General features: G+C 69.0%; 28 protein-coding genes and 1 pseudogene. 22 read left to right on the forward strand and 7 right to left on the reverse strand.

Features of this window, described 5'->3' with window-relative positions:
* The first annotated feature begins 191 nt into the window (after positions 1–191).
* The 5 genes from asd to ACQUQ0_RS08475 all read left to right on the forward strand — a co-directional run bounded on the left by asd (position 192) and on the right by ACQUQ0_RS08475 (position 3,857).
* A complete protein-coding gene (gene asd / locus ACQUQ0_RS08455; RefSeq protein WP_435184522.1) occupies positions 192–1,226 on the forward strand; it encodes an aspartate-semialdehyde dehydrogenase in 1,035 nt (344 codons plus the stop codon).
* Between the two features lie 204 nt (positions 1,227–1,430).
* Positions 1,431–1,913: a redoxin domain-containing protein gene (locus ACQUQ0_RS08460; RefSeq protein WP_435184523.1), complete on the forward strand. Its 483-nt coding sequence runs from the start codon at positions 1,431–1,433 to the stop codon at positions 1,911–1,913.
* 149 nt (positions 1,914–2,062) lie between these two features.
* On the forward strand, positions 2,063–2,254 hold the full coding sequence (locus ACQUQ0_RS08465; protein ID WP_435184524.1) for a hypothetical protein: 192 nt from the start codon (positions 2,063–2,065) through the stop codon (positions 2,252–2,254).
* A gap of 47 nt (positions 2,255–2,301) precedes the next feature.
* Complete coding sequence (locus tag ACQUQ0_RS08470) at positions 2,302–2,859, forward strand: HD domain-containing protein (RefSeq protein WP_435184525.1); 558 nt, start codon at positions 2,302–2,304, stop codon at positions 2,857–2,859.
* A gap of 125 nt (positions 2,860–2,984) precedes the next feature.
* Positions 2,985–3,857 (forward strand): CPBP family glutamic-type intramembrane protease, encoded by an 873-nt coding sequence (locus tag ACQUQ0_RS08475; protein WP_435184526.1) that lies wholly within the window; start codon positions 2,985–2,987, stop codon positions 3,855–3,857.
* A 114-nt stretch (positions 3,858–3,971) separates the two neighbouring features.
* Here ACQUQ0_RS08475 and ilvD read toward each other — a convergent pair whose 3' ends face one another.
* Positions 3,972–5,726 (reverse strand): dihydroxy-acid dehydratase, encoded by a 1,755-nt coding sequence (ilvD, locus tag ACQUQ0_RS08480; protein ID WP_435184527.1) that lies wholly within the window; start codon positions 5,724–5,726, stop codon positions 3,972–3,974.
* 159 nt (positions 5,727–5,885) lie between these two features.
* On the opposite strand from ilvD, the gene ACQUQ0_RS08485 reads away from it, so the two are divergent.
* Positions 5,886–6,437 (forward strand): hypothetical protein, encoded by a 552-nt coding sequence (locus ACQUQ0_RS08485; RefSeq protein WP_372389791.1) that lies wholly within the window; start codon positions 5,886–5,888, stop codon positions 6,435–6,437.
* Between the two features lie 41 nt (positions 6,438–6,478).
* Here ACQUQ0_RS08485 and ACQUQ0_RS08490 read toward each other — a convergent pair whose 3' ends face one another.
* The 4 genes from ACQUQ0_RS08490 to ACQUQ0_RS08505 all read right to left on the reverse strand — a co-directional run bounded on the left by ACQUQ0_RS08490 (position 6,479) and on the right by ACQUQ0_RS08505 (position 8,982).
* Positions 6,479–7,108, reverse strand: a complete 630-nt coding sequence (locus tag ACQUQ0_RS08490) for a MogA/MoaB family molybdenum cofactor biosynthesis protein (RefSeq protein ID WP_435184528.1) — start codon at positions 7,106–7,108, stop codon at positions 6,479–6,481.
* A 126-nt stretch (positions 7,109–7,234) separates the two neighbouring features.
* Positions 7,235–7,411, reverse strand: a complete 177-nt coding sequence (locus ACQUQ0_RS08495) for a 50S ribosomal protein L37e (protein WP_089766274.1) — start codon at positions 7,409–7,411, stop codon at positions 7,235–7,237.
* Positions 7,408–7,641 (reverse strand): LSM domain-containing protein, encoded by a 234-nt coding sequence (locus tag ACQUQ0_RS08500; RefSeq protein ID WP_435184531.1) that lies wholly within the window; start codon positions 7,639–7,641, stop codon positions 7,408–7,410. The genes ACQUQ0_RS08495 and ACQUQ0_RS08500 overlap by 4 nt, the downstream gene beginning before the upstream one ends.
* Positions 7,642–7,764: 123 nt before the next feature.
* The gene (locus ACQUQ0_RS08505) at positions 7,765–8,982 is read right to left on the reverse strand and encodes a sensor histidine kinase (RefSeq protein WP_435184533.1); all 1,218 of its coding nucleotides are present in this window, start codon (positions 8,980–8,982) and stop codon (positions 7,765–7,767) included.
* A 483-nt stretch (positions 8,983–9,465) separates the two neighbouring features.
* On the opposite strand from ACQUQ0_RS08505, the gene ACQUQ0_RS08510 reads away from it, so the two are divergent.
* Positions 9,466–10,824, forward strand: a complete 1,359-nt coding sequence (locus ACQUQ0_RS08510) for an RNase J family beta-CASP ribonuclease (protein ID WP_435184535.1) — start codon at positions 9,466–9,468, stop codon at positions 10,822–10,824.
* A gap of 1 nt (position 10,825) precedes the next feature.
* Positions 10,826–11,872: a geranylfarnesyl diphosphate synthase gene (gene idsA3, locus ACQUQ0_RS08515; RefSeq protein ID WP_435184536.1), complete on the forward strand. Its 1,047-nt coding sequence runs from the start codon at positions 10,826–10,828 to the stop codon at positions 11,870–11,872.
* Between the two features lie 33 nt (positions 11,873–11,905).
* Here idsA3 and ACQUQ0_RS08520 read toward each other — a convergent pair whose 3' ends face one another.
* Complete coding sequence (locus tag ACQUQ0_RS08520) at positions 11,906–12,589, reverse strand: haloacid dehalogenase type II (protein ID WP_435184537.1); 684 nt, start codon at positions 12,587–12,589, stop codon at positions 11,906–11,908.
* 198 nt (positions 12,590–12,787) lie between these two features.
* Between ACQUQ0_RS08520 and ACQUQ0_RS08525 the strand changes: the two genes are divergently transcribed.
* The 7 genes and pseudogenes from ACQUQ0_RS08525 (at position 12,788) to ACQUQ0_RS08555 (ending at position 18,559) form a co-directional block, all read left to right on the forward strand.
* The gene (locus tag ACQUQ0_RS08525; RefSeq protein WP_435184538.1) at positions 12,788–13,114 is read left to right on the forward strand and encodes a hypothetical protein; all 327 of its coding nucleotides are present in this window, start codon (positions 12,788–12,790) and stop codon (positions 13,112–13,114) included.
* Between the two features lie 111 nt (positions 13,115–13,225).
* Entirely contained in the window at positions 13,226–14,938 is a 1,713-nt protein-coding gene (locus ACQUQ0_RS08530; protein WP_435184540.1) for a glutamate--tRNA ligase, read from the forward strand.
* Positions 14,939–14,988: 50 nt separating this feature from the next.
* Positions 14,989–15,138: pseudogene (locus tag ACQUQ0_RS08535) on the forward strand (cyclase family protein); the annotation flags it as partial.
* A 216-nt stretch (positions 15,139–15,354) separates the two neighbouring features.
* Complete coding sequence (locus ACQUQ0_RS08540; RefSeq protein ID WP_435184542.1) at positions 15,355–15,705, forward strand: hypothetical protein; 351 nt, start codon at positions 15,355–15,357, stop codon at positions 15,703–15,705.
* 93 nt (positions 15,706–15,798) lie between these two features.
* Positions 15,799–16,344, forward strand: coding sequence for a hypothetical protein (locus tag ACQUQ0_RS08545; protein WP_435184544.1), 546 nt, complete (start codon positions 15,799–15,801; stop codon positions 16,342–16,344).
* 58 nt (positions 16,345–16,402) lie between these two features.
* Positions 16,403–17,743, forward strand: a complete 1,341-nt coding sequence (gene hisD, locus ACQUQ0_RS08550; RefSeq protein WP_435184546.1) for a histidinol dehydrogenase — start codon at positions 16,403–16,405, stop codon at positions 17,741–17,743.
* 3 nt (positions 17,744–17,746) lie between these two features.
* On the forward strand, positions 17,747–18,559 hold the full coding sequence (locus ACQUQ0_RS08555; RefSeq protein ID WP_435184548.1) for a class I SAM-dependent methyltransferase: 813 nt from the start codon (positions 17,747–17,749) through the stop codon (positions 18,557–18,559).
* 34 nt (positions 18,560–18,593) lie between these two features.
* Here the strand turns inward: ACQUQ0_RS08555 and ACQUQ0_RS08560 are convergent, their stop codons facing one another.
* A complete protein-coding gene (locus ACQUQ0_RS08560) occupies positions 18,594–19,022 on the reverse strand; it encodes a universal stress protein (RefSeq protein WP_435184549.1) in 429 nt (142 codons plus the stop codon).
* Positions 19,023–19,142: 120 nt separating this feature from the next.
* On the opposite strand from ACQUQ0_RS08560, the gene ACQUQ0_RS08565 reads away from it, so the two are divergent.
* The 7 genes from ACQUQ0_RS08565 (at position 19,143) to ACQUQ0_RS08595 (ending at position 23,497) form a co-directional block, all read left to right on the forward strand.
* A complete protein-coding gene (locus ACQUQ0_RS08565) occupies positions 19,143–19,505 on the forward strand; it encodes a HesB/IscA family protein (RefSeq protein WP_435184550.1) in 363 nt (120 codons plus the stop codon).
* Between the two features lie 65 nt (positions 19,506–19,570).
* The gene (locus ACQUQ0_RS08570; RefSeq protein WP_435184552.1) at positions 19,571–19,822 is read left to right on the forward strand and encodes a DUF5816 domain-containing protein; all 252 of its coding nucleotides are present in this window, start codon (positions 19,571–19,573) and stop codon (positions 19,820–19,822) included.
* A gap of 99 nt (positions 19,823–19,921) precedes the next feature.
* On the forward strand, positions 19,922–20,263 hold the full coding sequence (locus tag ACQUQ0_RS08575; RefSeq protein WP_435184553.1) for a DUF7116 family protein: 342 nt from the start codon (positions 19,922–19,924) through the stop codon (positions 20,261–20,263).
* Between the two features lie 142 nt (positions 20,264–20,405).
* Positions 20,406–21,074, forward strand: a complete 669-nt coding sequence (locus tag ACQUQ0_RS08580; protein ID WP_435184554.1) for a hypothetical protein — start codon at positions 20,406–20,408, stop codon at positions 21,072–21,074.
* The gene (locus ACQUQ0_RS08585; protein ID WP_435184555.1) at positions 21,071–21,727 is read left to right on the forward strand and encodes a hypothetical protein; all 657 of its coding nucleotides are present in this window, start codon (positions 21,071–21,073) and stop codon (positions 21,725–21,727) included. The genes ACQUQ0_RS08580 and ACQUQ0_RS08585 overlap by 4 nt, the downstream gene beginning before the upstream one ends.
* A gap of 78 nt (positions 21,728–21,805) precedes the next feature.
* A complete protein-coding gene (locus ACQUQ0_RS08590) occupies positions 21,806–22,012 on the forward strand; it encodes a dodecin (RefSeq protein WP_372389819.1) in 207 nt (68 codons plus the stop codon).
* 90 nt (positions 22,013–22,102) lie between these two features.
* Positions 22,103–23,497: a bifunctional metallophosphatase/5'-nucleotidase gene (locus ACQUQ0_RS08595; protein ID WP_435184556.1), complete on the forward strand. Its 1,395-nt coding sequence runs from the start codon at positions 22,103–22,105 to the stop codon at positions 23,495–23,497.
* Positions 23,498–23,568: the final 71 nt, after the last annotated feature.

Consider the following 23,568-nt stretch of genomic DNA (forward strand, 5'->3'; position numbering starts at 1 on the left):
GAAACGCGGTACCTCTATCTGTCGGTTCCCGACGAATCGAGTATCGACGACCGTCGAATAGTCCGGCTCGGAGACGACGCCAGAACTGACCGTTCGGCGGGGCAATCAGCCCACGACGTTTCAATTTTGAACGTCCGTGAAATACGTCGCGAATCCAAACCGCCTTATGTGTGTGTCTCCCACGCCCACCAATGTCAGTACGTGTCGGCATTCTCGGTGCGACCGGTGCGGTGGGACAGCGATTCATCCAGCTTCTCGACGACCACCCGACGTTCGAGCTCGCGGCGGTGACCGCCTCCGAGGAGAGCGCGGGCAAGACCTACCGCGAGGCGGCGAAGTGGCGCGTCAACACGCCGATCCCGGACGACGTCGCGGAGATGACCGTCGGCGCCACGACGCCCGACGACGTCCCGGACGACGTCGATCTGCTCTTCTCCTCGCTCCCGTCGGGCGCCGCCGCGGAGGTCGAACCCGACTTCCTTGAGGAAGGCTACGTCGTCTCCTCGAACTCCTCGAACGACCGGATGGCACCCGACGTCCCGCTCACGATCCCCGAGATCAACCCCGGCCACCTCGATCTGATCGAGGTCCAGCGCGACGAGCGCGGCTGGGACGGCGCCCTCGTGAAGAACCCGAACTGCTCGACGATCACGATGGTTCCGACGCTCGCGGCGCTCGATCAGTTCGGGCTCGAGTCCGTGCAGGTCTCGACCCTGCAGGCCGTCTCCGGCGCGGGCTACTCCGGCGTCACCTCGATGGAGATCATCGACAACGCCATCCCGCACATCGGCGGCGAGGAGGAGAAGATGGAGACCGAATCGCGGAAGCTCCTGGGCACCTTCGACGGCACGGGCGTCGACCTCCACGGGATGGACGTCGCCGCCTCCTGCAACCGCATCCCGACGCTCGACGGCCACCTGGAGAACGTCTTCGCCGAGACCGAAGAGGACGTCTCCCCGGAGGACGCGGCCGCGGCGATGCGGGAGTACCCGAGCGCGGACCTGCCCTCCTCGCCGGACCAGCTCATCCACGTCTTCGAGGACCTCGAACGGCCGCAGCCCCGACTCGACCGCGAGCGCGGCGACGGGATGCAGATCTCCGCCGGCGGCCTCCAGGAGACCGAGGCCGGCCTGAAGTACAACTGTCTGGCGCACAACACCATCCGCGGCGCGGCCGGCGCGTCGCTCCTCAACGGCGAACTGCTCGTCGAAGAGGGCTGGGTCTGAGACTCGACCGCTCGCGTCACTAGGACGGCCTCGTCGGGATCGCGTCTCCCCCGCGGTCGTGATAGTGATTCCTCTCACTGTTTACCGCCGAACGCCACCCCCGGTAACGGCGTTCGGCGGTAAGAGACGAGAGTAATCACTATGAGTCGTGCGAACACGTTCCCCACCAGGTTTTGGTCGTTCGGTTCGTATCCGCCGAACGGGATGTCCGACACACCGTCCGAAGGCGACGAAGCACCGACGTTCACCGCGACGTACAAGGGCAGCGACCACGAGACGTTCGACCTCGCCGACCACCTCGGCGACGGGCCCGTCGTGCTGGCCTTCTTCCCTGGCGCGTTCACGCCGCCGTGTTCGAACGAGATGGTGGCGCTGCAGGAGCGCTACGGCGACTTCGCGGACGCGGGCGCGACGCTCTTCGGCGTGAGCGCCGACTCGTCGTTCTCGCTCGGGGCGTTCGCCGACGAGTACGACCTGGCGTTCGATCTCGTGAGCGACATGTCCGGCGACGCCATCGAGGCGTACGGCCTCTCGATGGAGATCCCCGACCTGGGGCTGTACGGCATCGCCAACCGCGCGGTGTTCGTCCTCGACGACGACGGCGTCGTCACCTACAGCTGGGTCGCCGAAGATCCCACGAACGAACCCGACTACGAGGAACTCCTCGCCGCGGTCGAGGCGCTCTGATACTGACTGCGCTCGCCTCTTCCCGGTGAGCGCCGTCAACGGGAGTGTCGCTCGGCGGTAAGATACGAGAGTAATCACTGTGAGAGTACGTAGTGTGAGGCGGTCGCGACGGACGGAACCGATTTCTTCCGGCCGGCCGAAGCGAGCGTATGGTTTCGTCTCCCGCCCTCCGACGGACGGTCCGCCGGTGTACGGCCGTGCTCGTTCTCGCGGTCGGCGTCGCGGCCGGAAGCGTCGTGACGTCGAGTTACCTGGCGCCGTCGCTGCTAGCGGCCGGCGCGCTGCTCTTTCTGCTCGGGAGCGTCGTCTACACCCCCGAGTGGGCTGTCGAGGACGAGTAGGCCCACAGAACGGGAACCTACTTGCGCGGCAGGCCCCTAACGCGGGTATGACCGACGAGGCGGTCCGGGCGGCGTTCCCCGAACTCGACGCGATCGAGGACGAGGAGTTGCGCACGGGCGTCGTCGACGCCTGGACCACGGCGATGGCCGAACACGACGTCGAGGACCTGCGGTCGGTGCCGTGGCTCCCGCCGACGCAGCGCGAGCTCTCCCTGCGCGACGAGTACCTAGTCGATCACGTCCGCGACGTGGCCGCAGGCGCCATCTCGCTCGCCGCGGCGCTCCTGGACCGCCGCGGGCCCGTACTTGACATCGACACCGACACACTCGTCGCGGGTGCGCTCGTCCACGACGTGAGCAAACTGGCCGAGTTCGAGGGAATGGACGACACCGCCGTCTACGACCTGCTCGGGCACCCCTACTACGGCGTCCACGTCGTCGCGCGGAGCGGGCTCCCGATCGAACTGGCGCACATCGTGCTCTCGCATACGAGCCGCACGACCGTCGAGCCCGCGACGATCGAAGCCGAGATCGTCAGGCGGGTCGACGAGGTCGCCGCCGCGGCGATCCGGTGGCGGGCGACCGACGACCTGCGGACGGTCTGAACCCCGCCGCGTTCACACCTCCTCAACGGAAGTATCACACTGTCTCAGGGACGAATCGCCTTCCAGCGCCCCGAACTCGTATAAAATGAAAGAACTTTTCGAGAACTCGGCTGGATTTTCGAAAGATGTTGCGCACCGATGCGGACCCGCCGGCGTTCGAGAGCGGGTCCTTGGTCCCCGTCGCAACGTACCTCCTCGTAATCTCCGTCCTCTCGGGGTTACTGTTCGTAGCCCCGGGCGCGTCGCCACCGCCCCTCTTGGGAATGGCCTGGGGCGTCTTTCTGGTCGCACTCGTCATCGGCGCACTCGGAGTGGAGGGTGTTTCGGCACGCACGATCCTCCCGTCCGCTCGAACACTCCTGGCCGCAGTCGGCAGTGTCGTCGTGTTCTGGACGCTCTACAACCTCGTCGCCGCCGTCCTCGCGACCGCCGGCGTTCACGGGTTCGAGACTACGTTGTCGAGGGTGGCTGCTAACCCGATGCTGTACCTTGCAGCCCTGTTGAGTTCGCTCGTGTTCACCGCGATTCCGGAGGAGTTCCTCTTCCGCACCTATTTGCAGCAGAAACTCACCGCGTTGGCCGGTGGCGGAACTCGCCGCGCGGTCGGCTCCGGCCTGGTCGTCGTGGCAGTCCTGTTCGCTCTTTTCCACCTCCCGAGGTGGTTTATCGGAATGGAACACGGGATCGGCGCGGCACTGGGGTCCCGACTCCTTACGCTGACCCTTATGGGGGTGGCGTATGGGGTCGTGTACGCGCTCACGCGCAACCTCTGGCTGGTCGCGCTGTTCCACGCGACGATGAATCAGCCGCCGCTCTTGATCACCGTGGACGTACCCTCCGAGATGCACTTCGCGGTCGGTCTCGTCGAGTATGTCGCCATCGTTGCGATCGTGTACCTGACCACTCGCGTCACCGAATCCGAGCCGTCCGTCCCTGTCTGGACACGGACGGAGACCGGATCCGCGACGAGCGACCAACCACGCACGGCCCGCTCGTGAGCGCCGATTTTCTGACCGTCTTTCTGTCAACACCCGGTGGTGGCTCGTCGGGAGAGGGGTTCGGAAACGCTGCGAGACGACGCTGACGATCCGCCTGAGAAAAGTTCGCCCTGTCTACCGCTTCGCGCCCGGATTCGTCACCGCGCCGTTCGCCGCCGACCCGAAGTCGTTGCCGTACTTCGCGAGCACGCCGGAAGTGTACGCCGGCTCCGCCGGCTCCCACTCTTCTTTCCGGGCATCGAGTTCTTCCTCCGAGAGGTCGACAGAGAGCTCCCGCTCGAGGATGTCGACGGTGATCTCGTCGCCGTCCTCGACGAGGCCGATCGCGCCGCCGACGGCGGCCTCCGGCGCGACGTGGCCGACCATCGGGCCGCGGGTCGCCCCGGAGAAGCGGCCGTCGGTCAGGAGCGCGACGTCGTCCTCGTGGCCCTGGCCCACCACGGCCGCGGTGACGCCGAGCATCTCGCGCATCCCGGGACCGCCCTGCGGGCCCTCGTTGCGGATGACGATGACGTCGCCCGACTCGATGTGGCCCTCTTGGACGTACTCCATCGCCGCCTCCTCGTTCTCGAAGACGCGCGCCGGGCCCTGGTGGTGGAATTTGTCGTCGCCGGTGACCTTCAGGACCGCCCCGTCGGGCGCGAGGTTGCCCGTGAGGATCTTGATCGCGCCCTCCTCCTGGTAGGGCTCGTCGACGGTGTAGATGAAGTCCCCCTCGATCTCGTCGTCGTCCGGGAGGTCCAGTTCGTCGAGTTCCTCCTCGATGGTCCGGCCGGTGACGGTCATCGCGTCGCCGTGGAACAGCCCCGCATCGAGGAGGCGCCGGATCACGACCGGGACGCCGCCCTCCTCGTGGAGGTCGTTCATCGTCTTCGTGCCGCCGGGCTGGAGGTTCGCGATCTTCGGCGTCCGGCGGGAGATCTCGTCGAACTCCTCGATCGAGAGGTCGATGCCGGCCTCCGCGGCGAGCGCGAGCAGGTGCAGGACCGCGTTGGTCGAGCCGCCGATCGCGACCTGGAGCGCGATGGCGTTCTCGAAGGACTCCTTGGTGAGGATGTCCGAGGGGCGGATGTCGTTTTCGACGGCGTTGAGGACGGCCTCGCCCGAGCGGCGCGCGACGTCGTAGCGCTCCGGCGACTCGGCGGGCGCGTCGGCGGTGCCGAGCGGCGCCAGCCCGAGGGCCTCCGAGATCGACGCCATCGTGTTGGCGGTGAACATCCCGCCGCAGGAGCCCGCGCCGGGGCAGGCGTGGCGCTCTAAGTCGTCGAGTTCGTCGGCGCTCATCTCGCCCTCGGCGTAGGTGCCGACGCCCTCGAAGACGTTCTGGATGGTGACGTCGCGGCCGTCGTGCTCGCCGGGCATGATCGACCCGCCGTAGAGGAACACCGAGGGCAGGTCGGTCCGGATCGAAGCCATCATCATTCCGGGGAGGTTCTTGTCGCAGCCCGCGACCGTGACCAGGGCGTCCATCCGCTCGCCGAAGGCGACGAGTTCGACGGAGTCGGCGATGACCTCCCGCGAGATCAGCGAGGCCTTCATCCCCTCGGTCCCCATCGAGATGGCGTCCGAGATGGTGATCGTCCCGAACTCGATCGGCATCCCGCCGGCGTCCTCGACGCCCTCGACGGCCGCGTCGGCGACGTCGTCGAGGTGGACGTTACACGGCGTGATGTCGGCCGCCGGGTTGGCGACGCCGACCATCGGCGAGCCGAGGTCCTCGTCGTCGAAGCCCATCGCGCGGAACATCGCCCGGTGCGGGGCCTTGTCGGCTCCCTCGGTGACGTCCGCGCTGGGGAGGTCGGGGTCCTTCCCGCTGGAGAACGGCTCCTCGTCGCCGTCCTCGCGTTCGCGTGGTTCCTGCTTGCTCATACATCAGGGTTGTCGCAGCGCCATTAAAAGGCCACGTTTGGGGCGGTCGGCGTCGATCGGTCCGACGCGGACGGCGAGACGGCGGCCGGGCACGCGGCTTCCGAACTGTCCGGTACTTACAAGCGCTCGCTGGACGAACGGATGTATAATACCCGAAGAATGGTTCAATCGGACATATCGCAGACGGAGTACGAGACGAGCCAGGAGCTGATGGACCTGCTCCGGTACACGGCGGAGTCGCTGAGCCTGGACTTCACGCGGTGGGACGAACAGCACGTCTCAGGCCCCAGCCTCTACTTCCTGGTCGTCGCCGACGTCGACGTGAGCGGGTACACGGATCCGCTCGGCGCCAACAAGTGGCCGGTCAATCGGTGTCGGGTGGTCTCGGGCTCGGCCGAGGCGTTTGTCGAGGCGGCGCGGGACGTCGCGTTCACCTGCGACGGCGCGATCGTCGTCGCCGCCGACGGGACCGTCCAAGAGCAGATGGTCCGGGTCAGGAGCCCCAGCCACGAGTCGACCGCGGCGTTCGACCTGGAGTACGCCGACTGGATGGGAACGAAGCATATGAGCGCGCTCGAAGCGTCGACGCGCGAGGAGGTGCTGTGGGCGGTGACGCTCAGCGAGGAGGACGGCCGCGTGACCTCGTTCCTGAACGGGACCTACCAGGACTACCCCCGCGAGGAGATCGGCGGGCGGTGGCGGCCCGAGTGACGGCGGCCGCCGGTCCCCGTCCTCGAGTTATGTGACTACTGTCAGTTCTCGTCTCCGTCCCCGTCCCGCGTCGCCAATCCCGCGAGGTGGGGCGCCTCGGGGACGATGATCTCCTCGCTTCCGAGCCGCGCGGCGTTCTCGCTCCCCGGCAGACAGAACACGGGGACGCCCTGGACGACGCCCGCGGTCGCCCGCGTCCCGACGATTCGGGTGCCGATCTCGGCCTCCGAGCGCCGCCGGAACAGCTCCCCGAAGCCCGGCAGCGACTTCGCGAAGAGGTCCCCGACCGCCTCGACGGTCACGTCGTCGGGCGTCACGCCGGTCCCGCCGGTCGTCACCGCGACGTCGACGTCCTCGCGGTCGACGAGGCGGTCCACGGTCGACTGTACGGCGTCGAAGTCGTCCTCGACGACCTCGCGGACGGCGACGTCGTGGCCCTCGGCCTCGAACGCCGCCTCGATCACGTCGCCGGCGGGGTCGTCCTCCAGCGACCGCGAGGTCGAGATCGTGACCACCGCCGCCTGCAGCGTGCCGACGTCGTGGGCGTGGTGGCCGTCGTGGTCGTGACTGTGCCCATCCTGATCGTGGGCGTGGCCGTGGTGATCGTGTCCGTCTCCGTGGTCGTGACTGTGATCGTCCCCGTGATCGTGATCCGAATCGTGATCGCTCATACACTGGGGTTTTCGCCCCACCGACAAAGGTCCACAGTATTCAGGTGGCCCTCTGAGATGGCGAGGCCGACACCGAATGAATGGACCGCGAAAACTGTCTGCAGCGAGGAGACGAGAGCGCGGGCGTCAGTTGTCGCCGGCCTTCGACTGCCACTCGTAGTCGCGGCGCTTCGCGGACTTCCCGAAGCCGCACGACGAACAGACCTTCTTCTTCACGTGGTAGGACTTCTCGCCGCAGCGTCGGCATTTGACGTGCGTCGTCTTGTTCTTCTTACCTTGACTCGGGGTGCCTGCGCCCGTCATATTTGTATCGTCACGACGTTGTCGCCGCGTATAATCGTTGTGTCTTCGACCGCTGTGACCTCCAGTTCGGCCTGGACGGCGTCGTCGACGTCGGTCGCCGGCTCGAGGACGGCGTTCATATGCTGGTCGTATCCGGCGAGCGTGCCGTAGTACGCCGTGCCGTCCTTCAGCGTGATCGTGACGACATCTTCGAGCGCGGCTTCGAGAACGTCGAGGGGTCGTCCGCTCATACCCCAAGCGCCTCCCGTTTCGGTATTAAATGTGCCGGACCGGCCCCGTCCCCGGGGAATTCGCCCGAGGCGCGCGATGCGACTCCGGGTGTCGGCCTGTACGGATGGCCGCCCGTGTCCGACTCAGCTACGACGGGCCTCTTCCTCGACGAGCGGGACCGAGAGCACCACCACGCCGCCGGCGTAGTCGTCGTCGCCGACCGAGATCGCCCCGCCGAGCTGTCGGATGATGAACCGGACGATCCAAAAGCCCAGCCCGCTCCCGTGGCGGAGCGGCGTCTCCTCCTCCTCGAAGAGGGCGACGCGCTCGTGGTCCGGAATCCCGGGCCCGCGGTCGGCGATCTGAACGTCGACGTAGCCCGCCGCGTCGCTGGCCGAGATCGTGACCGTCACGACCTGGCAGTCCGCGTGCTTGATCCCGTTCTCGCAGAGTTCGACGACCGCGGGGTGGAGGCGCTCGGAGACCGAAAGCGCCGGGTCGACCTCGATCGAGGCCCGGACGGTGCTCTCGGGCCAGTCCCGCGTCACGGACGTCCGGACCGCGTTCGTGAGGTGTTCCAGGGTCACCGTCCCCCCGGCGTCCTCGTCGAACAGGCGCTCGATCTGCCGGGCCTTCTCCGCGAGGCCGATCCACCGGTCGGCGATGCGGTCGATCACCTCCGCGGAGGCGGCGACCTCCTCGTCGTCGTGCTCGGCGAGGGTCCGCGCGTGCCCGCGCAAGAGATTCAGATCGTTGCGGACGTTGTGGCGCATCAGTCGATTGAGGACGTCGGCCTGCCGCTCCCGGTGTTTCCGACGCGTGACGTCGATGTGGAAGAGGACGCGGCCGCGGGCGTCGCGTCGGGGCACGCCCTCGACCAAGGTGTGTATCAGGCGGCCGTCGCCACCTACGAGACAGTGTTCGACGGTCGAAGCGCCCAGGTGCGAGACCCAGCGTTCGTGGCGCCAGTCGGCTCGGTCCGACTGCGGCCCGTCGGTCGGGTCGGCGCCGGACGACGAATCGGCCAACCGCTCCCTATCGCCTACGGTCGCGCCGTCGAAGTTCGAGGGCTCGTCCGCCGCCGGGGCGGAACTCCACGGCCAGGAGTCGCCGCCGTCGGACCGGGTCGACCACGGCCCCTTTTCGGGCCCGGTGTCGGGCGTGGTCTCAGACGCGTAGACCGAACGGAGCGGCCGGCCGGTGAGTTCGTCGGACGACAGATCGAGCCGGCGGACGAACGCGTCGTTGCACTCTTCGATGCGCTCTGTGCCCCGGCCGTCGACGACGGTCCGAACCGCCAGCAACGGGAGTTGCTCGAACGCCCCCACGTCCCCCCTCGTGAACACCCCGTCACGATCCATCGTACATCACGCTCGTGGGAAGGACTACCAGATAGGCTAATGAACCTTGCCTCGGAAGTATCGAATGCGATAACTCGGATCCGATTTTATCACCGTTTCGAGCGGTCGAACCGCCCGCCGATGCGTCTTTCTGACCGCCCGACTGCGTCGGTACAAACGGTGAGAATCGGGGCCGGCGTCTTTGAACGCGCGTGCGCCCCGGGTGCTCGTCCGGCGGCGCGAGACGGGCGAGCGCCAACCCGGTTAGTTTTTAGTACCGGGCCGAGAATGGCCTCGTACCAGACTCCCGCGGGCAAGTGCCCGACCGCCGGGCACGCGGGACCGACGACCGACGCGCTGCAAGACGCCGGGGCCGATCGGTCCCGAGACCGGCCCACTCGGGCCACGGAACTCGACGGGACGTTTACGTGAGCACACTCGCCACGTCGGCGGACAGTCGCGACGACCGTCCGCACCGGTGGCTTTCGATGCTCGGATTCGACTATGGAAATCGAAATTGCGACAATCGGCGGATACGAAGAGGTCGGTCGGCAGATGACGGCCGTTCGCGCGGGCGACGACGTCGTCATCTTCGACATGGGCCTGAACCTCAGTCAGGTCCTGATCCACGACAACGTGGAGACCGAAAAGATGCACAGCCTCGATCTGATCGACATGGGCGCCATCCCGGACGACCGGGTGATGTCCGACCTCGAGGGCGACGTGCAGGCCATCGTGCCGACGCACGGCCACCTCGACCACATCGGCGCCATCTCGAAGCTGGCCCACCGGTACAACGCGCCGGTCGTGGCCTCGCCCTTCACGATCGAGCTGGTGAAACAGCAGGTCGAAGGCGAGACGAAGTTCTCCGAGAGCTTCAACAACGACCTCGTGAAGATGGAGGCCGGCGAGACGATGTCGATCGGCGACTCCGGCAACGTCGAACTCGAGTTCGTCCACGTGACCCACTCGATCATCGACGCGATCAACCCCGTCCTCCACACGCCCGAGGGCGCGATCGTCTACGGCCTCGACAAGCGGATGGACCACTCGCCGGTCCTGGAGGACCCGATCGATATGGAGCGGTTCCGCGAGATCGGCCGCGAGGGCAACGGCGTCCTCTGTTACATCGAGGACTGCACCAACGCGGGCCGGAAAGGCCGGACGCCCTCGGAGTCCCACGCGCGCTCGCACCTCGAAGACACTATCCGCTCCATCGAGGACTACGACGGCGGCATCGTCGCCACGACGTTCTCCTCGCACGTCTCGCGGGTCTCCTCGCTCGTCGAGTTCGCCAAGGACATCGAGCGCCAGCCCGTCCTCCTCGGCCGCTCGATGGAGAAGTACTCCGGGACGGCCGAGCGGCTCGGCTTCGTCGACTTCCCCGACGACGTCGGGATGTACGGCCACCGCAAGTCCGTCGACCGGACGTTCAAGCGGATCATGAAGGAGGGCAAGGAGAACTACCTGCCCATCGTGACCGGCCACCAGGGCGAGCCGCGCGCGATGCTCACCCGGATGGGGCGCGGCGAGACCCCCTACGAGATCGAGGACGGCGACAAGGTCATCTTCTCGGCGCGGGTCATCCCCGAGCCGACGAACGAGGGCCAGCGCTACCAGTCCGAGCGCCTCCTGAAGATGCAGGGCGCCCGCATCTACGACGAGATCCACGTCTCGGGGCACCTGCGCGAGGAGGGCCACTACCAGATGATCGACGCGCTCCAGCCCCAGCACATCATCCCGGCTCACCAGGACCTGCAGGGCTTCTCGCCGTACGTCGACCTCGCGGAGTCGCAGGGCTACGCGCTGGGGCGGGACCTGCACGTCACGCGGAACGGCAATATGATCCAGCTGGTGGAGTGAGATGAGCTCGGAAGCGACGGAGGAACGGGTGCTCGAGGCCATCGCCGCGCGGCGCGAACTCGTCAACGACGCGCTCGACGACGACGTGCCGATGGGGTCGCCCGAGCGGCTCTACGAGGCGACGCGCTACCTCTTGAAGGCCGGCGGCAAGCGGCTCCGGCCGACGGTCTCGCTTCTGACCGCCGAGGCGCTGGCGGACGTCGAGCCGCTGTCTGCGGACTACCGCGCGTTCCCCGCGCTCGACGGCACGGAGATCGACGTGATGTCGGCGGCCACGAGCATCGAGGTCATCCAGTCGTTCACGCTCATCCACGACGACATAATGGACGACGACGACCTCCGTCGCGGCGTCCCCGCGGTCCACAAGGAGTACGACACCGAGACCGCGATCCTCGCGGGCGACACACTCTATGCGAAGGCCTTCGAGCTGCTCTCGGAGACGGGCGCCGACCCCGCGGACGGCCTCGAAGCCGTCCGGCGGCTGGCGACGACCTGCACGCAGATCTGCGAGGGCCAGGCGCTCGACATCGAGTTCGAGCGCCGGACCGAGGTGCTCCCCGAGGAGTACCTGGAAATGATCGAGCTGAAGACCGCGGTGCTGTACGGGACCGCGACCGCGACGGCCGCGACGCTGATGGGCGCCGACGACGACGTGGTGGAGGCGCTCTACCGCTACGGCATCGACTCCGGGCGGGCGTTCCAGATCCAGGACGACGTCCTCGATCTGACCGTCTCCTCGGAGCAGCTCGGCAAGCAGCGCGGCTCGGACCTCGTCGAGAACAAGGAGACGCTCATCACGCTCCACGCCCGTCAGCAGGGCGTCGACGTGGACGGCCTCGTCGAGACCGACGACGTCGACGACGTCTCCGAGGCGGAGATCGAGGCGGCGGTCGAGCGACTCGAAGCCGCCGGCTCGATCGAGTACGCCGAACAGAAGGCCGAAGAGCTGACCGCGCGGGCGAAAGAGCACCTCGACGTCCTGCCGGACAACGAGGCGCGCGACCTGCTCGCGGACATCGCGGACTACCTCATCACCCGCGGGTACTGACGCGGGCGCGTTCTCCCGCGGTCGCCTCGCCGCTCACGCAGACAGCGCCTCGGCCAGTTCGTCGAACGTCTCGACCGTCAGGTCCGGATCGCCGCCGAAGCCGTCCCAGGGATCGCCCTTCCGGTCGACCCGGACGCCCTGCATCCCGGCGTGCTGGGCGCCGTACACGTCGAACCACGCGGCGGTCACGTGCGCGATCTCGTCGATCGGCGTCCCCGTCCGCGCGGCGGCGTGGCGGTAGAGTTCGGCGTCGGGCTTGAACGTCCGCACCTCGTCGGCGCTGATCGTGTCCGCGATCAGGTCGCCGATGTCGGCGTGGTCGACCATCGAGGCCAGCATCTCGGGGTCGCCGTTGGAGACGACGTAGCAGTCGTAGCACGCCTCGCGGAGCCGTTCGATCCCGTGCCGGACGTCGTCGAAGACGTCGAGTTCGTGATAGACGGCCAGGATCTCGTCGCGCTCCGAGTCCCGGATGTCGACGCCGTGGGCGTCGAGCGCGTACTGGAGCGCGTCGCGGTTCATCTCGTAGAAGGGCTGGTAGGCGTCGACGTGGTTGGCGACGAAGGTGTACTCGATCGAGCGCGCCCGCCAGAGCTTCGAGACCGGCTCGGGGTCGTCGACCCGGTCGGCGAGGGCGGCCTCGGCGGCGTCGACGTCGACGATGGTGCTGTACGAGTCGAAGGTGACCGTGCGGACGCGGTCGGGGTCGAAGGACATCGCCGGGGGATTACAGAGCCACCGACAAAACAGTGAGGCGGCGGTCCCGCGCGGCCGGACGGTTCTTGTCGTCGGCGGATGAAGGCGACGTGTGGTCTCGAGCACGCGGCTGTACGGCGCGGCGATCGCGTTCGCCTCGGGTCTGTACTCGCTGTGGAGCGCGTCGATGACGGCGCGGACGGGCGTCGGCGGTGGCTGATGGCCGCGATCGGCGTCGTCGTGCTCGTCCACGGGGCCGTCCTGCTCACGAGCTATGCGTCCCGACTGCGGGGTACGAACGGCCCGCTGATGATCGGATACGCCGCGGTGATGCTCCTGCTCCAGGCGCTTTCGGGGGCCGGGATGACGACGATGGGCGGGTCGGGTCCGGGATCGATGAACGGCGGGATGGCGGACGGCGGAATGATGGGCGAAAGCGCGATCAGTGCCGGGATGGGCTGGGACGCCGGAATGGTGTTTCTGGCCCTGTTGATGCTCGTCAGCGGCGGCATTATGACGCGAGAGCGGGACTCGACAGGTATGTGAGTCGGCGGGAGCGACCGACATCGGCACCGTGGACGACCACGGGCGGGTCCGCGACCGCTCCGGCCCCGGAATCCGCTTCTGTTTTTACCGGGGAGGACGCACCGACGCCTAATGGACGACGATCTACGCGAGCGCGTCGAGCGCGCGGCGGAGAAACACGCCCTGCTCAACGCGGTCAAGTACGAGAGCGACGCCGACGTCGGCGCCGTGATGGGCCCGCTGATGGGCGAGAACCCCGACTTCCGGGAGCACGGCGACGAGATCCCGGGCGTGGTCGGCGGCGTCGTTGCCCGCGTCAACGACCTCTCGACCGAGAAGAAGCGCGAGCGGCTGGAAGAGCTCGCGCCCGAGGAGTTGGCCGAGATCGAGGCCGAAGACGAGGGCGACGACCACGACCTCCCGGACCTCCCGAACGCCGAGGACAACGACGAGGTGCGGATGCGCGCCGCGCCGAACCCTAACGGCCCCTGGCACATCGGCCACGCGCGGATGCCCGCGGTCATCGGGACGTACAAGGAGCGCTACGACGGGTCGTTCGTCGTCCGCTTCGACGACACCGACCCCGAGACGAAGCGCCCGGATCTGGACGCCTACGACGCCATCCTGGAGGACATCGACTACCTCGGCTTCGAGCCCGACGAGGTCATCGTCGCCTCCGACCGCCTGGAGACCTACTACGAGCACGCCCGCGAGCTGATCGAACGCGGCGGGGCCTACACCTGTTCGTGTTCGGGAGAGGCCTTCTCGGACCTGAAGAACAGCGGCGAGGCGTGCCCACACCGCGACAAGGACGAGTCGACGACGATGGCGGAGTTCGAGGAAATGGTCGACGGCGAGTACGACGCCGGCGAGATGGTCCTCCGGGTCAGGACCGACATCGAGCACAAGAACCCCGCGCTGCGCGACTGGGTCGCCTTCCGGATGATCGACACGCCGCACCCGCGCGAGGAAGCCGCGTCCTACCGCTGCTGGCCGATGCTCGACTTCCAGTCGGGCGTCGACGACCACCTCACGGGCGTCACCCACATCATCCGCGGCATCGACCTCCAGGACTCCGCGAAGCGCCAGCAGTTCGTCTACGACTACTTCGGCTGGGAGTACCCCGAGGTCGTCCACTGGGGCCACGTCCAGGTCGACGCCTACGACGTGAAGCTCTCGACCTCGGAGCTCAAAGCGAAGATCGAGGCCGGCGAGCTCGACGGCTGGGACGACCCGCGAGCGCCGACCCTTCAGAGCCTCCGTCGGCGGGGGATCCGCGGCGAGGCCGTCGTCGAGGCGCTCACGGCGCTCGGGACCTCGACCTCGAACGTCGACCTCTCGATGAGTTCGATCTACGCCGAGAACAGAGAGCTCGTCGACGACGAGGCCGAGCGCTACTTCCTCGTCCGCGACGGGCGAGCACTCGAGGTCGAGGGCGGCCCCGACGCCGGACACCCGCCGCTGCACCCCGACCACCAGGAGCGCGGCGAGCGGACGATCCCGGCCGACCGGGTCGTCGTCGAGCCCGAGGACGTGCCCGCGGAAGGCGAGCGCGTCTGGCTGAAGGGCTACGCCTGCGTCCGTCGCGAGGGCGACGCGCTCGTGGCGACCGGCGATTCCATCGACGCGGTGCGCGAGGGCGGCGTCGACGTGATCCACTGGGCGCCGGCCGAAGACAACGTCGAGGTGCGGATGCGGACGCCCGACGGCGACGTGAGCGGCGTCGCAGAGCCCGACTTCGCCGGGACCGACGTCGACGACGTCGTCCAGTTCGAGCGGATCGGCTTCGCCCGCGTCGACGACCACGGCACCGAGGAGTCGGTCGCCTACTGGACGCACCCGTGAGCCGGGAGCGGGACGCGGGATCGACGGAGGGCGACGGGACCGACCGCGACATCGTCGACCTCACGAGGCCGGTCGAGTCCGGAACGCCGACGTATCCCGGCGATCCGGAGGTTCGAATCGAGCCCCACGCGACCCACGCGGACGACGGCTACCGCGTCTCCCGCGTCGCCCTCGGCAGTCACGCCGGCACGCACGTCGACGGCGTACCGGCCCGCGTCTTCGCTCGCGTGTGAGGCGCGCGCCGCGGGGAGAGTCGGACGGATGCCCGATCACCAGGGCCCGGGTCGACCGATCGGCGGGCGTCCGGCTTAATTCGGATTAAACGCGGAAAAACGGCGTGAAAACCGGTCGAACCGCGGTTCACGGTCGTCCCGGTTTAGGTACTCTCGGGTCGTCCGTCCGGGTGAGGATCGACGATGAAGCGAACAACGATACTCGCCGCCGCGCTCGCGGTGCTCGTCGCCGCGACGGGCGCGGCGGTCGCGGCGCCCGGAAGCACAGCCCAGTCAGACGTCGGAAGCGCGGACGCGGCCGGCGACGCGCCCGCACAGGCGCAGTCAGGTGCCGAGGGGGCGGGCGACGCCGGGCCGCCGGACGAGCTGCCCGGTCCCGTCCCGGACTTCGTCTCGGAGATTCACGGGCTGATCCAGCAGTTCATCGACGGCACGCTGGACTCCCTGGGGCCGAGCGTGAGCGAGGCGGCCGGGAACGGCGACGGTAGTTCAACCGACGGATCGGACGCGGACACCGCGACGACGGGCCCGTGAGCCGGTCCCGGCCCCCGAAGGGTGACCGATACCACTTTGGGCGGGTCGGACGAATAGCGAGGCGAACGCAGGACCCCTCCCGCTGAGCTGGCTATGGAAGGCAAACCGATCATCATCATCGCGCTCTTGGTCGCGGTCGGCGGCGGCGCCGCCGTCATCGGCGGCGATCTGCTCCCCGGAAACGGCGACGAGAGCACGGCACCGTTCCCGACCGAGACGCCGGGAACGAGCACGGCGACGGAGACCGGCGGCTCCGGCGACGCGACCGCTACGGCGACAGCGACGCCGACGCCGCCGTTCGGATTCGTGATCGAGGACATCGTGTCCTGCGGGACGACCTGCCGGAACGTCACCTCGACGCTCGTGAACCAACAGGACACGACGGCCTCGGACATCACCGTCTACACGCGGATCTTCGCCGGTCGAGGCGTCGGCAGCGACGACGACGTCATCTGGCGCGGCCAGGAGACCGTCGGCACGCTCGGCGCCGGCGAGTCGTACACGACGACGCGACAGGTCAAACTGGAGCTCTCCGAGGCGCTCGCCGTCCGGAACAACGACGGCTGGATCACCGTCCAGACGACCGTCGAGACGGCCGACCAGACCGTGACGTTCACCGACGAGCGGCAGGTCGCCTGACCGGCTCCTCACTCCCGGATCCGGAACGTCCTTACCCGCAGGCGCCGAACCGCGCGGTATGGTGCTTGAAGTGCGGGCCGTCTCCGACCTCTCGCCCGACGAGCGCGCGGCCTTCTTCGACCGCGACGCGGGCGTGAGCGACGTCCGGAGCGACGTCGAGGAGATCGTCGACCGGGTGCGGACCGAGGGCGACGTGGCCGTCCGGGAGTTCTGCCGGGAGTTCGACGGCGTGGAGGTGGGCAACCTCGACGTGACCGACGACGCAGAGCGGGCCTACGACGAGATCGACGCCGAGGTGCGCGAGGCGATCGAGACCGCCGCGGCGAACGTCCGGGCGTTCCACGAGCGGCAGGTCCCCGAGGACTGGCGGGACTCGTTCGGCGGCGACTCGGGCGGCGTCCAGGAGCTCGGCCGCCGCTTCCGCCCGCTGGAACGCGTCGGCGTCTACGCCCCCGGCGGGACGGCCGCCTACCCCTCCAGCGTCCTGATGGGCGTCGTCCCCGCGAAGGTCGCGGGCGTCGACCACGTCGCGCTCGCGACGCCCCCGGCCGAGGAACTGAATCCGGTGACGCTCGCGGCCGCCCACGTCGCGGGGGCGGACCGGATCTACAGCGTCGGCGGCGCGCAGGCGATCGGCGCGCTCGCGTACGGGACAGAGAGCGTCACGGGCGTCCAGAAGGTCGTCGGGCCGGGGAACAAGTGGGTCACTGCGGCGAAAGCGGCCGTCCGCGGCGACGTCGACATCGACTTCCTGGCCGGGCCCTCGGAGGTCCTGGTGCTCGCCGACGAGACCGCCGACCCCGACCTCGTCGCCGCCGACCTCGTCGCCCAGGCCGAACACGACCCCGCCGCGTCGGTCGTCGCCGTCACCGACGACGAGGCGCTGGCGGCCGACGTCGTCGAGGCCGCAGAACGCGAGATCGACGACCGCGAGCGCGCCGGGGTGATCCGCGAGGCGCTCGAAAACGACGCCTCGGGCGTCCTCCACGCCCGCTCGATGTCCGAGGCGGTGCTGTTCGCCGAGGAGTACGCCGCCGAGCACCTCTCGATCCAGGCCGACGACGACGAGGCCCTGTTGGACCGGATCACGAACGCCGGGAGCGTCTTCCTCGGACCGCACACGCCCGTCGCGGCCGGCGACTACGCCTCCGGGACGAACCACGTGCTCCCGACCTCCGGCGGCGCGAAGCGCTACGGCGGCCTCTCGGTCGATACGTTCCTCCGGTCGACGACGGTCCAGCGCCTCGACCGCGACGGCCTGGACGCCCTCGCGGACACGATCACGACGCTCGCCGAGGCCGAGGGGTTGGAGGCTCACGCCGAGAGCGTCAGGGCGCGGTTCGACGACGGAGAGGCCGGGGCGGGATCCGATTCCGACCCCGAGGCGGAGCCCGAGTAACGGATGGTCGCCCGCCGCCCGCCGACGTTCGCCGACGCCTGCCGCGCCGTCCTCGACGACTCCGCGGGCGACCACGCCGCCGACACGACGCTCGCGCCGATCCACGCGCGGACTGTCCCTGAGACGTGGGGCGAGCGGCGCGCCCACCTCGTCCGGACTCGCTTCCCGGCGGACGTCGAGCGGGTCCTCGAACTCGGCTGCGGGATCGGCGCGCTCCTCGGGCCGCTGAGCGCGCGGTACGACGTCGTCGGCGTCGACGACGCCCGCGCGTACCTCCGCTTTCCGGCCGCGCGCGGCGAGGCGGTCGTCAGGGGCCGGCCGACGGATCCCCCGGTCGGAGCCGCCTTCGACGCCGCCTGCGTCCTGGAGCGTAGCGCCGCGCGGTACGGGCCGCTGGACCTCTGTGTGGCGGCCTACGCGTCGCTCCGGCCCGGCGGCATCGCCGTCGTCGCGGTGCCCACCGACCCAAGAGCGGTGATCGAGCCCGGAGTCGAGACGTACAGCGGCGCGCGATACTTCCTGGAGCGCGCGGTCGACGTGGCGGGCGACGGCACCGCCGTCGTCGACTACCGCGTCACCGACCGGCGGACCGGCGACGCGGCGGTGGCGACCGAGCGCCGAACCGTCGCCACGACCTCGGCGGACGGGCTCGCGGCCGCGCTGCGCACCGCGGGCTTCGAGGACGTGCTCGTCTCCGGGGAGAGCGATCTGCCGGGCCTCGTCGTCGGGCGCGGCGTCCGCCCCGTCGAGACCGGCGCTGCGGGCGCGGACCTCGAAGCGCTCCCGTCCGGAGACGAGGAGCGAGAGTGGGAGTGAGAGTGAGAGTGAAAGTGGGGGCGAGCCCGAACGGTCAGTCGGACTCCTCGCTGCGGATCGTCAGGACGGCCACCGGGGAGCGTCGCACGACCCGCTCGGTCGTGCTCCCGAGGAGATACCGATCGAGCCCGCGGCGGCCGTGGGTGCCCATCACGATGACGTCGGCGTCGACGGCGTCGGCGTAATCGAGGATCGTTTCGACCGGATCGCCCGTCTCCACGGCGTCGACGAGGTCGACGGTGTCGGTGAGTCGTTCTGTCGCGTCGGCCAGGATCCGCTCGCCCTCCTGTTCGAGCGCGTCGACGACCTCGCCGCCGAGCGTCGTGACGCTGTCGCGGTTGCTGTCTGCGACATAGAGGAGATGGAGCGTCGCGCCGTGGTCCCGCGCCAGCCCCACCGCGTGGTCGAGCGCCGCGTTGGCCTGGTCGCTGCCGTCGGTCGGAACGAGGATGGTGTCGTACATATCTGGGGGTTCGCAAGCGGAGAGGATATAACCCTCGCAGGCCGGCGTAATCGGATCCGGTTATCCCCTCGGGGGGTCGGTGGCGTCAACATTAACATCGTCGGCGCGGAAGGGGTGAGTATGAGTACAGAGACGGCCGGCGGCGCCGACGCGACCGTCACCGTCACACAGGAGGCTGCCGAGGAGGCGCTCGGCCTCATCGAGTCCGAGGGGCTCGACACCGACGAGGCGGGACTCCGCCTGTTCGTCCAGCAGGGCGGCTGTGCGGGCCTTTCCTACGGGATGCGGTTCGATCACGAGCCGGAGCCCGACGACGCGGTCGTCGAACAGCACGGCCTCCGAGTCTTCGTCGACCCGGCGAGCCAGAACTACGTCGGCGGTTCGACGCTGCGCTACGAGGGCGGCCTCCAGGGCGCGGGCTTCCACGTCGAGAACCCGAACGTCGTCAGCGAGTGCGGCTGCGGCGAGTCCTTCCGGACGTAACGCGGCCGGCGCTCGATCGACGGGCCGAGCGTGAGGCCTATACTGCCACATCGTCAACCCCGGGTATGGCTGTCGAACTCGATCCCGTCGCCGCGCCCGGCGGCGAGACGGTGTACGTCGATCGCGACCGGTCCGAGCGGGGGGCAAAGGGGCCGTTCTACGTCGCGTACGCGACCCCCGACGAGACGGAGCGCTGGGGGTTCTTCTGTGCGAACTGCGAGTCGGCGGACAACGCGATGGACACGATGGGTAGAATCGAGTGCAACGTCTGCGGCAACATCCGCAAGCCCGACGAGTGGGACGCCGCCCACGAGTAATCCGACCGAAACCGGAATCTGAGCCACCGTCGCCCGCGATTCCCAGGTGTGTGATACCGTAACAAGATTTATGCACCAGGCTGTCGTAGGACCGAATATATGCCCCCTGTCAGCATGCCTCCCTCGGAGGACGCCCGGGCGATCTTCAGTCGGCTGGGCTACAGTGTCTCTGGCGACGGCGCGGAGTTCGTCGCCGAGCGAAAGTGGCGCACCGTCCGCGTCACGGCGCTTGCGGACGGCGACGACCTCAACGGACGCCGCGCGCTCGCGGACGGCGGCGAGCCGTCGAACGACTATCAGTTCCGATGCTTCGTCGCGCCGAAGGAAGCGACAGGGGACGTACAGAATCGGCTCGCGAGCGTCGATCCCGGATACGAGTGGGCCGTGATCGGCGTCGACGACGACGGCGACTACGACGTCCACCTGCCGGACGTCTCCTGAACGCCGTCGGCGTCGGGGCCGACACCGCGCGCTTTTCCGTGCCGGCGTGACCGACTCGAACGGACCGAGAGCCCGCAGCTCGTCGACCGCGTCGCTACCGACCCACGAACCGTTTTGTATCCGCCGGTACCTACCCGTCGATATGTCGGACTCCGGGCTGTCGAGCGTCGTCGAGAGCCGCCGCGTCAACGCCGCCCTCGCGGGGTGCATCGCGCTGTTCCTGGCGGCCGCGGCGGTCTGGCAGTTCCTCGACGGGGAACTGGAGTGGGCGGGGTTCACCGTCGCGGTCCTGGTGGTCGCGTTGATCCCGCCGGTCGCCCGCCGCCGCCCGACGGCGATGCTGCCCTGGGAGGTCGTCTTCCTGGCGGCGCTGCCGATCCTCTCCCGCGCGCTCGTCGCCGGCGAGACCGTCGGCGGGATGACGTTCTCGGGGCGGATCATCACCTACGTCGCCGTGGCGGCGCTCGCGCTCCTGGTCGCCGTCGAACTGGACGTGTTCACGGGCGTGAAGATGAACCACCGCTTCGCGGTCGCCTTCGTCGTCGTGACGACGATGGCCGCCGCCGGCATCTGGGCGGTCGTCCGGTGGCTCTCGGACGTTCTCATCGGGACGCGGTTCCTCTACGACGGCCGGACGGAGCACGTGATCGAGGAGGCGCTGATGTGGGACTTCGTCGCCGCGACGCTCGCCGGCGTCGCCGCCGGCGTCCTGTTCGAGTACTACTTCCGGCGGCACGCCCGCCTCCTGAAACGGATCCCCGACGCCGAGCCGGGCGCCAGGCCCGACGGCGAGGAGGTGCCCACCCGATGAGGGTCCGCGACCACCTCCAGATCACCGTGCGGCGCCAGCGCCAGGCCGCGCGCGCGATGCAGTTCCTCCTGGCGGTGATGTTCCTGGGCGGCCTCGCGCTCCGGAACGCGGGGGTCGCTGTGAACGCGCTCGTGGGCCTGCTCGTGACGTTCCTGCCGGGCGTCCTCGAAGAGGACCTCGGCATCCCGATCGACGCCGGCCTCGCGCTGTGGATCACCGCGGCGGTCTTCCTCCACGGACTGGGGACGATCACGATTCCGGGGATCGGCAAGCCCTACGCCGACGTCTGGTGGTGGGACCACCTGACGCACGCGCTGTCGGCCAGCCTCGTCGCGGGCGTCGGCTACGCGACGACCCGCGCGGTCGACATCCACTCGGACGCCGTCACGTTCCCGCCGCGGTTCCAGTTCGTCTTCATCCTCCTTTTCGTCCTCGCGTTCGGGGTCTTCTGGGAGGTGATCGAGTTCGCCATCGGCCTCGCGGCCTCGCTCACGGGAACCCCTGGCGTCCTCACCCAGTACGGTCTCGGGGACTCGATGCTGGATCTCGTCTTCGACACCGTCGGCGCGGTCCTCGTGGCCATCTACGGGAGCAATCAGCTCTCGGAGGTCATCGACGCCCTGACGGCGCGACTCGAAGCGGCGCAGGGCTGACCAAGAGCGCGATCGACCTTCGGAGATCGGCCGCCTCCCCGAGACTTATCGTGCTCCGTGCTGTACCTCCGCACGGCGATGGTCTTCAAGAAGGTCACCCTGATCGGTCGTAGCGGCGAGAGCTTCGACGAGGCGGTCGACGACGCGATCGACCGCGCGGAGGAGACGCTCGACAACGTCCACTGGATCGAGGTGGACGAACTCGGCGTCGAGATCGCCTCCGTCGAAGACAGAGAGTACCAGGCGGAGGTCACCGTCGCGTTCCAGCTCCGAGACGGCGACTAGCGGACGCGAGCCCGGACGCGACGACCCGCGCGTCGGCCCGACCGTGACACACCGACGATTTCTTCTCCGTCGCCCGACCAGACAGTGGCAATGCCGCGTCTCCTCCACTACTCTGACATCGAGAACGTCTACGACGACCCGGTCCGCGTGGGTCGGCTGGCGGGCGCGGTGCGCTCGCTCGACGGCCCGGACGCGGTGGTCTGCGGCAGCGGCGACAACACCGCGCCGGGCGTGCTCTCGCTCATCGAGCGCGGTCGGCAGGCGCTCGATTTCTTCCGCGCCGTCGACGCCGACGTCGAGACCTTCGGCAACCACGACTTCGACTACGGGCCGGCGGCAGCGCGGGACCTCGTCGCCGACGCGCCCCAGACCTGGCTCTCCGCGAACGTCTTCGACGCCGACGGGGAGCGCTTTGCGAGCAACTACGTCGTCCCCGCGACGGTGATCGAGGTCGACGGGGCGCGCTTGGGATTCTTCGGCGTCACCGACCCGGCGACGCCGTCGCTGAATCCGATGGCCGGCGACATCCGGGTCACGGATCCCTACGAGGCCGCCGCCGAGGCCGCCGCCTCGCTCCGCGAGCGTGACGTCGACTCCGTCGTCGCCATCTCGCACCTGGGTGGCGGCGACGACGAACTGGTCCGCCGGGTCGACGTCGACCTCGTCCTCGGCGGGCACGTCCACGCCGAGCGCCGGGAGCGGATCGACGGGACGCCCCTGCTCCGGCCGGGCGCGAACGGTCACGTGATCTTCGAGGTCCGCCTCGGCGACGGGATCGACGTCGTACGCCACGAGACGGGCGACGCGCCGGTCGCCGAAGACGTCGTCGAGGCCCTCGAAGGCCGCGTCGACGCCGCCGGCTTGGACGAGGTGGTCGCCCGCGTGGCGGACCCGCTCGACCGGAGCGAGGAGACGGTCTTCGGCGGCGAGTGCCGCCTCGGCAACTTCGTCGCCGACGCCTACCGGTGGTCGCTCGGCGCCGACGTCGGCCTCCAGAACAGCGGCGGAATCCGCAACGGGCCGCCGCTGTCGGGCGACGTGACCGTCGCCGACCTCGTGAGCGTCATCCCCTTCGAGGAGCACGTCGTCCGCGCGGAGGTCACCGGCGCGGAGCTCCGCGAGATCGCCCGCGAGTCCGCGGCCAGCGTCGTCGACTTCGGCGAGCCCGGCTGGTGGCACGGCCACTTCTCGGGTCTGTCCGTCCGCTGGGACGACGACGCCGACGAGCTGCTCTCGGTCCGCGTCGGCGGCGAGCCGATGGATCCCGAGCGGCGCTACACGATCGCGACCTCCGCTTATCTCCTGCATACTGACCACGAGTTCCCGACGCTCGGCGACCGACACCGCGCGGGCGAGGGCGACATCCAGTTCGAGGTGCTCGCCGCCTACGCCCGGGAGTTCGGCATCGACGCGGCCGTCGAGGGGCGCGTCCGGCGATACGGGGCCGACGAGGCGGAGTCGGCGCTCCGCGGGGAGTCGGAATGAGACGTGGGACCGCGCCGCCGACCCCGCGGCCGAGTGGAAACGTTCAGGGTGCGCTGGGGCGTTCGCTCCGA

The sequence above is a fragment of the Halobellus sp. EA9 genome (genome assembly GCF_051195055.1).
GTDB classification, from domain to species: Archaea; Halobacteriota; Halobacteria; order Halobacteriales; family Haloferacaceae; genus Haloquadratum; species Haloquadratum rubicundus.

Excerpts from the sequence above, each read along its gene's own strand:
- ACQUQ0_RS08585 (WP_435184555.1), top strand. The coding sequence starts at position 21,071 with ATGAGGGTCCGCGACCACCTCCAGATCACCGTGCGGCGCCAGCGCCAG.
- ACQUQ0_RS08490 (WP_435184528.1), bottom strand. The coding sequence starts at position 7,108 with ATGAGCGATCACGATTCGGATCACGATCACGGGGACGATCACAGTCAC.
- ACQUQ0_RS08545 (WP_435184544.1), top strand. The coding sequence starts at position 15,799 with ATGGAAGGCAAACCGATCATCATCATCGCGCTCTTGGTCGCGGTCGGC.
- ACQUQ0_RS08525 (WP_435184538.1), top strand. The coding sequence starts at position 12,788 with ATGGCCGCGATCGGCGTCGTCGTGCTCGTCCACGGGGCCGTCCTGCTC.
- hisD (WP_435184546.1), top strand. The coding sequence starts at position 16,403 with ATGGTGCTTGAAGTGCGGGCCGTCTCCGACCTCTCGCCCGACGAGCGC.
- ACQUQ0_RS08465 (WP_435184524.1), top strand. The coding sequence starts at position 2,063 with ATGGTTTCGTCTCCCGCCCTCCGACGGACGGTCCGCCGGTGTACGGCC.
- ACQUQ0_RS08595 (WP_435184556.1), top strand. The coding sequence starts at position 22,103 with ATGCCGCGTCTCCTCCACTACTCTGACATCGAGAACGTCTACGACGAC.
- ACQUQ0_RS08555 (WP_435184548.1), top strand. The coding sequence starts at position 17,747 with ATGGTCGCCCGCCGCCCGCCGACGTTCGCCGACGCCTGCCGCGCCGTC.
- ACQUQ0_RS08460 (WP_435184523.1), top strand. The coding sequence starts at position 1,431 with ATGTCCGACACACCGTCCGAAGGCGACGAAGCACCGACGTTCACCGCG.
- ACQUQ0_RS08470 (WP_435184525.1), top strand. The coding sequence starts at position 2,302 with ATGACCGACGAGGCGGTCCGGGCGGCGTTCCCCGAACTCGACGCGATC.
- ACQUQ0_RS08495 (WP_089766274.1), bottom strand. The coding sequence starts at position 7,411 with ATGACGGGCGCAGGCACCCCGAGTCAAGGTAAGAAGAACAAGACGACG.
- asd (WP_435184522.1), top strand. The coding sequence starts at position 192 with ATGTCAGTACGTGTCGGCATTCTCGGTGCGACCGGTGCGGTGGGACAG.
- ACQUQ0_RS08520 (WP_435184537.1), bottom strand. The coding sequence starts at position 12,589 with ATGTCCTTCGACCCCGACCGCGTCCGCACGGTCACCTTCGACTCGTAC.
- ACQUQ0_RS08570 (WP_435184552.1), top strand. The coding sequence starts at position 19,571 with ATGGCTGTCGAACTCGATCCCGTCGCCGCGCCCGGCGGCGAGACGGTG.
- ilvD (WP_435184527.1), bottom strand. The coding sequence starts at position 5,726 with ATGAGCAAGCAGGAACCACGCGAACGCGAGGACGGCGACGAGGAGCCG.
- ACQUQ0_RS08505 (WP_435184533.1), bottom strand. The coding sequence starts at position 8,982 with ATGGATCGTGACGGGGTGTTCACGAGGGGGGACGTGGGGGCGTTCGAG.
- ACQUQ0_RS08565 (WP_435184550.1), top strand. The coding sequence starts at position 19,143 with ATGAGTACAGAGACGGCCGGCGGCGCCGACGCGACCGTCACCGTCACA.
- ACQUQ0_RS08590 (WP_372389819.1), top strand. The coding sequence starts at position 21,806 with ATGGTCTTCAAGAAGGTCACCCTGATCGGTCGTAGCGGCGAGAGCTTC.
- ACQUQ0_RS08580 (WP_435184554.1), top strand. The coding sequence starts at position 20,406 with ATGTCGGACTCCGGGCTGTCGAGCGTCGTCGAGAGCCGCCGCGTCAAC.
- ACQUQ0_RS08485 (WP_372389791.1), top strand. The coding sequence starts at position 5,886 with ATGGTTCAATCGGACATATCGCAGACGGAGTACGAGACGAGCCAGGAG.
- ACQUQ0_RS08530 (WP_435184540.1), top strand. The coding sequence starts at position 13,226 with ATGGACGACGATCTACGCGAGCGCGTCGAGCGCGCGGCGGAGAAACAC.
- ACQUQ0_RS08540 (WP_435184542.1), top strand. The coding sequence starts at position 15,355 with ATGAAGCGAACAACGATACTCGCCGCCGCGCTCGCGGTGCTCGTCGCC.
- ACQUQ0_RS08475 (WP_435184526.1), top strand. The coding sequence starts at position 2,985 with ATGTTGCGCACCGATGCGGACCCGCCGGCGTTCGAGAGCGGGTCCTTG.
- idsA3 (WP_435184536.1), top strand. The coding sequence starts at position 10,826 with ATGAGCTCGGAAGCGACGGAGGAACGGGTGCTCGAGGCCATCGCCGCG.
- ACQUQ0_RS08575 (WP_435184553.1), top strand. The coding sequence starts at position 19,922 with ATGCCCCCTGTCAGCATGCCTCCCTCGGAGGACGCCCGGGCGATCTTC.
- ACQUQ0_RS08510 (WP_435184535.1), top strand. The coding sequence starts at position 9,466 with ATGGAAATCGAAATTGCGACAATCGGCGGATACGAAGAGGTCGGTCGG.
- ACQUQ0_RS08560 (WP_435184549.1), bottom strand. The coding sequence starts at position 19,022 with ATGTACGACACCATCCTCGTTCCGACCGACGGCAGCGACCAGGCCAAC.
- ACQUQ0_RS08500 (WP_435184531.1), bottom strand. The coding sequence starts at position 7,641 with ATGAGCGGACGACCCCTCGACGTTCTCGAAGCCGCGCTCGAAGATGTC.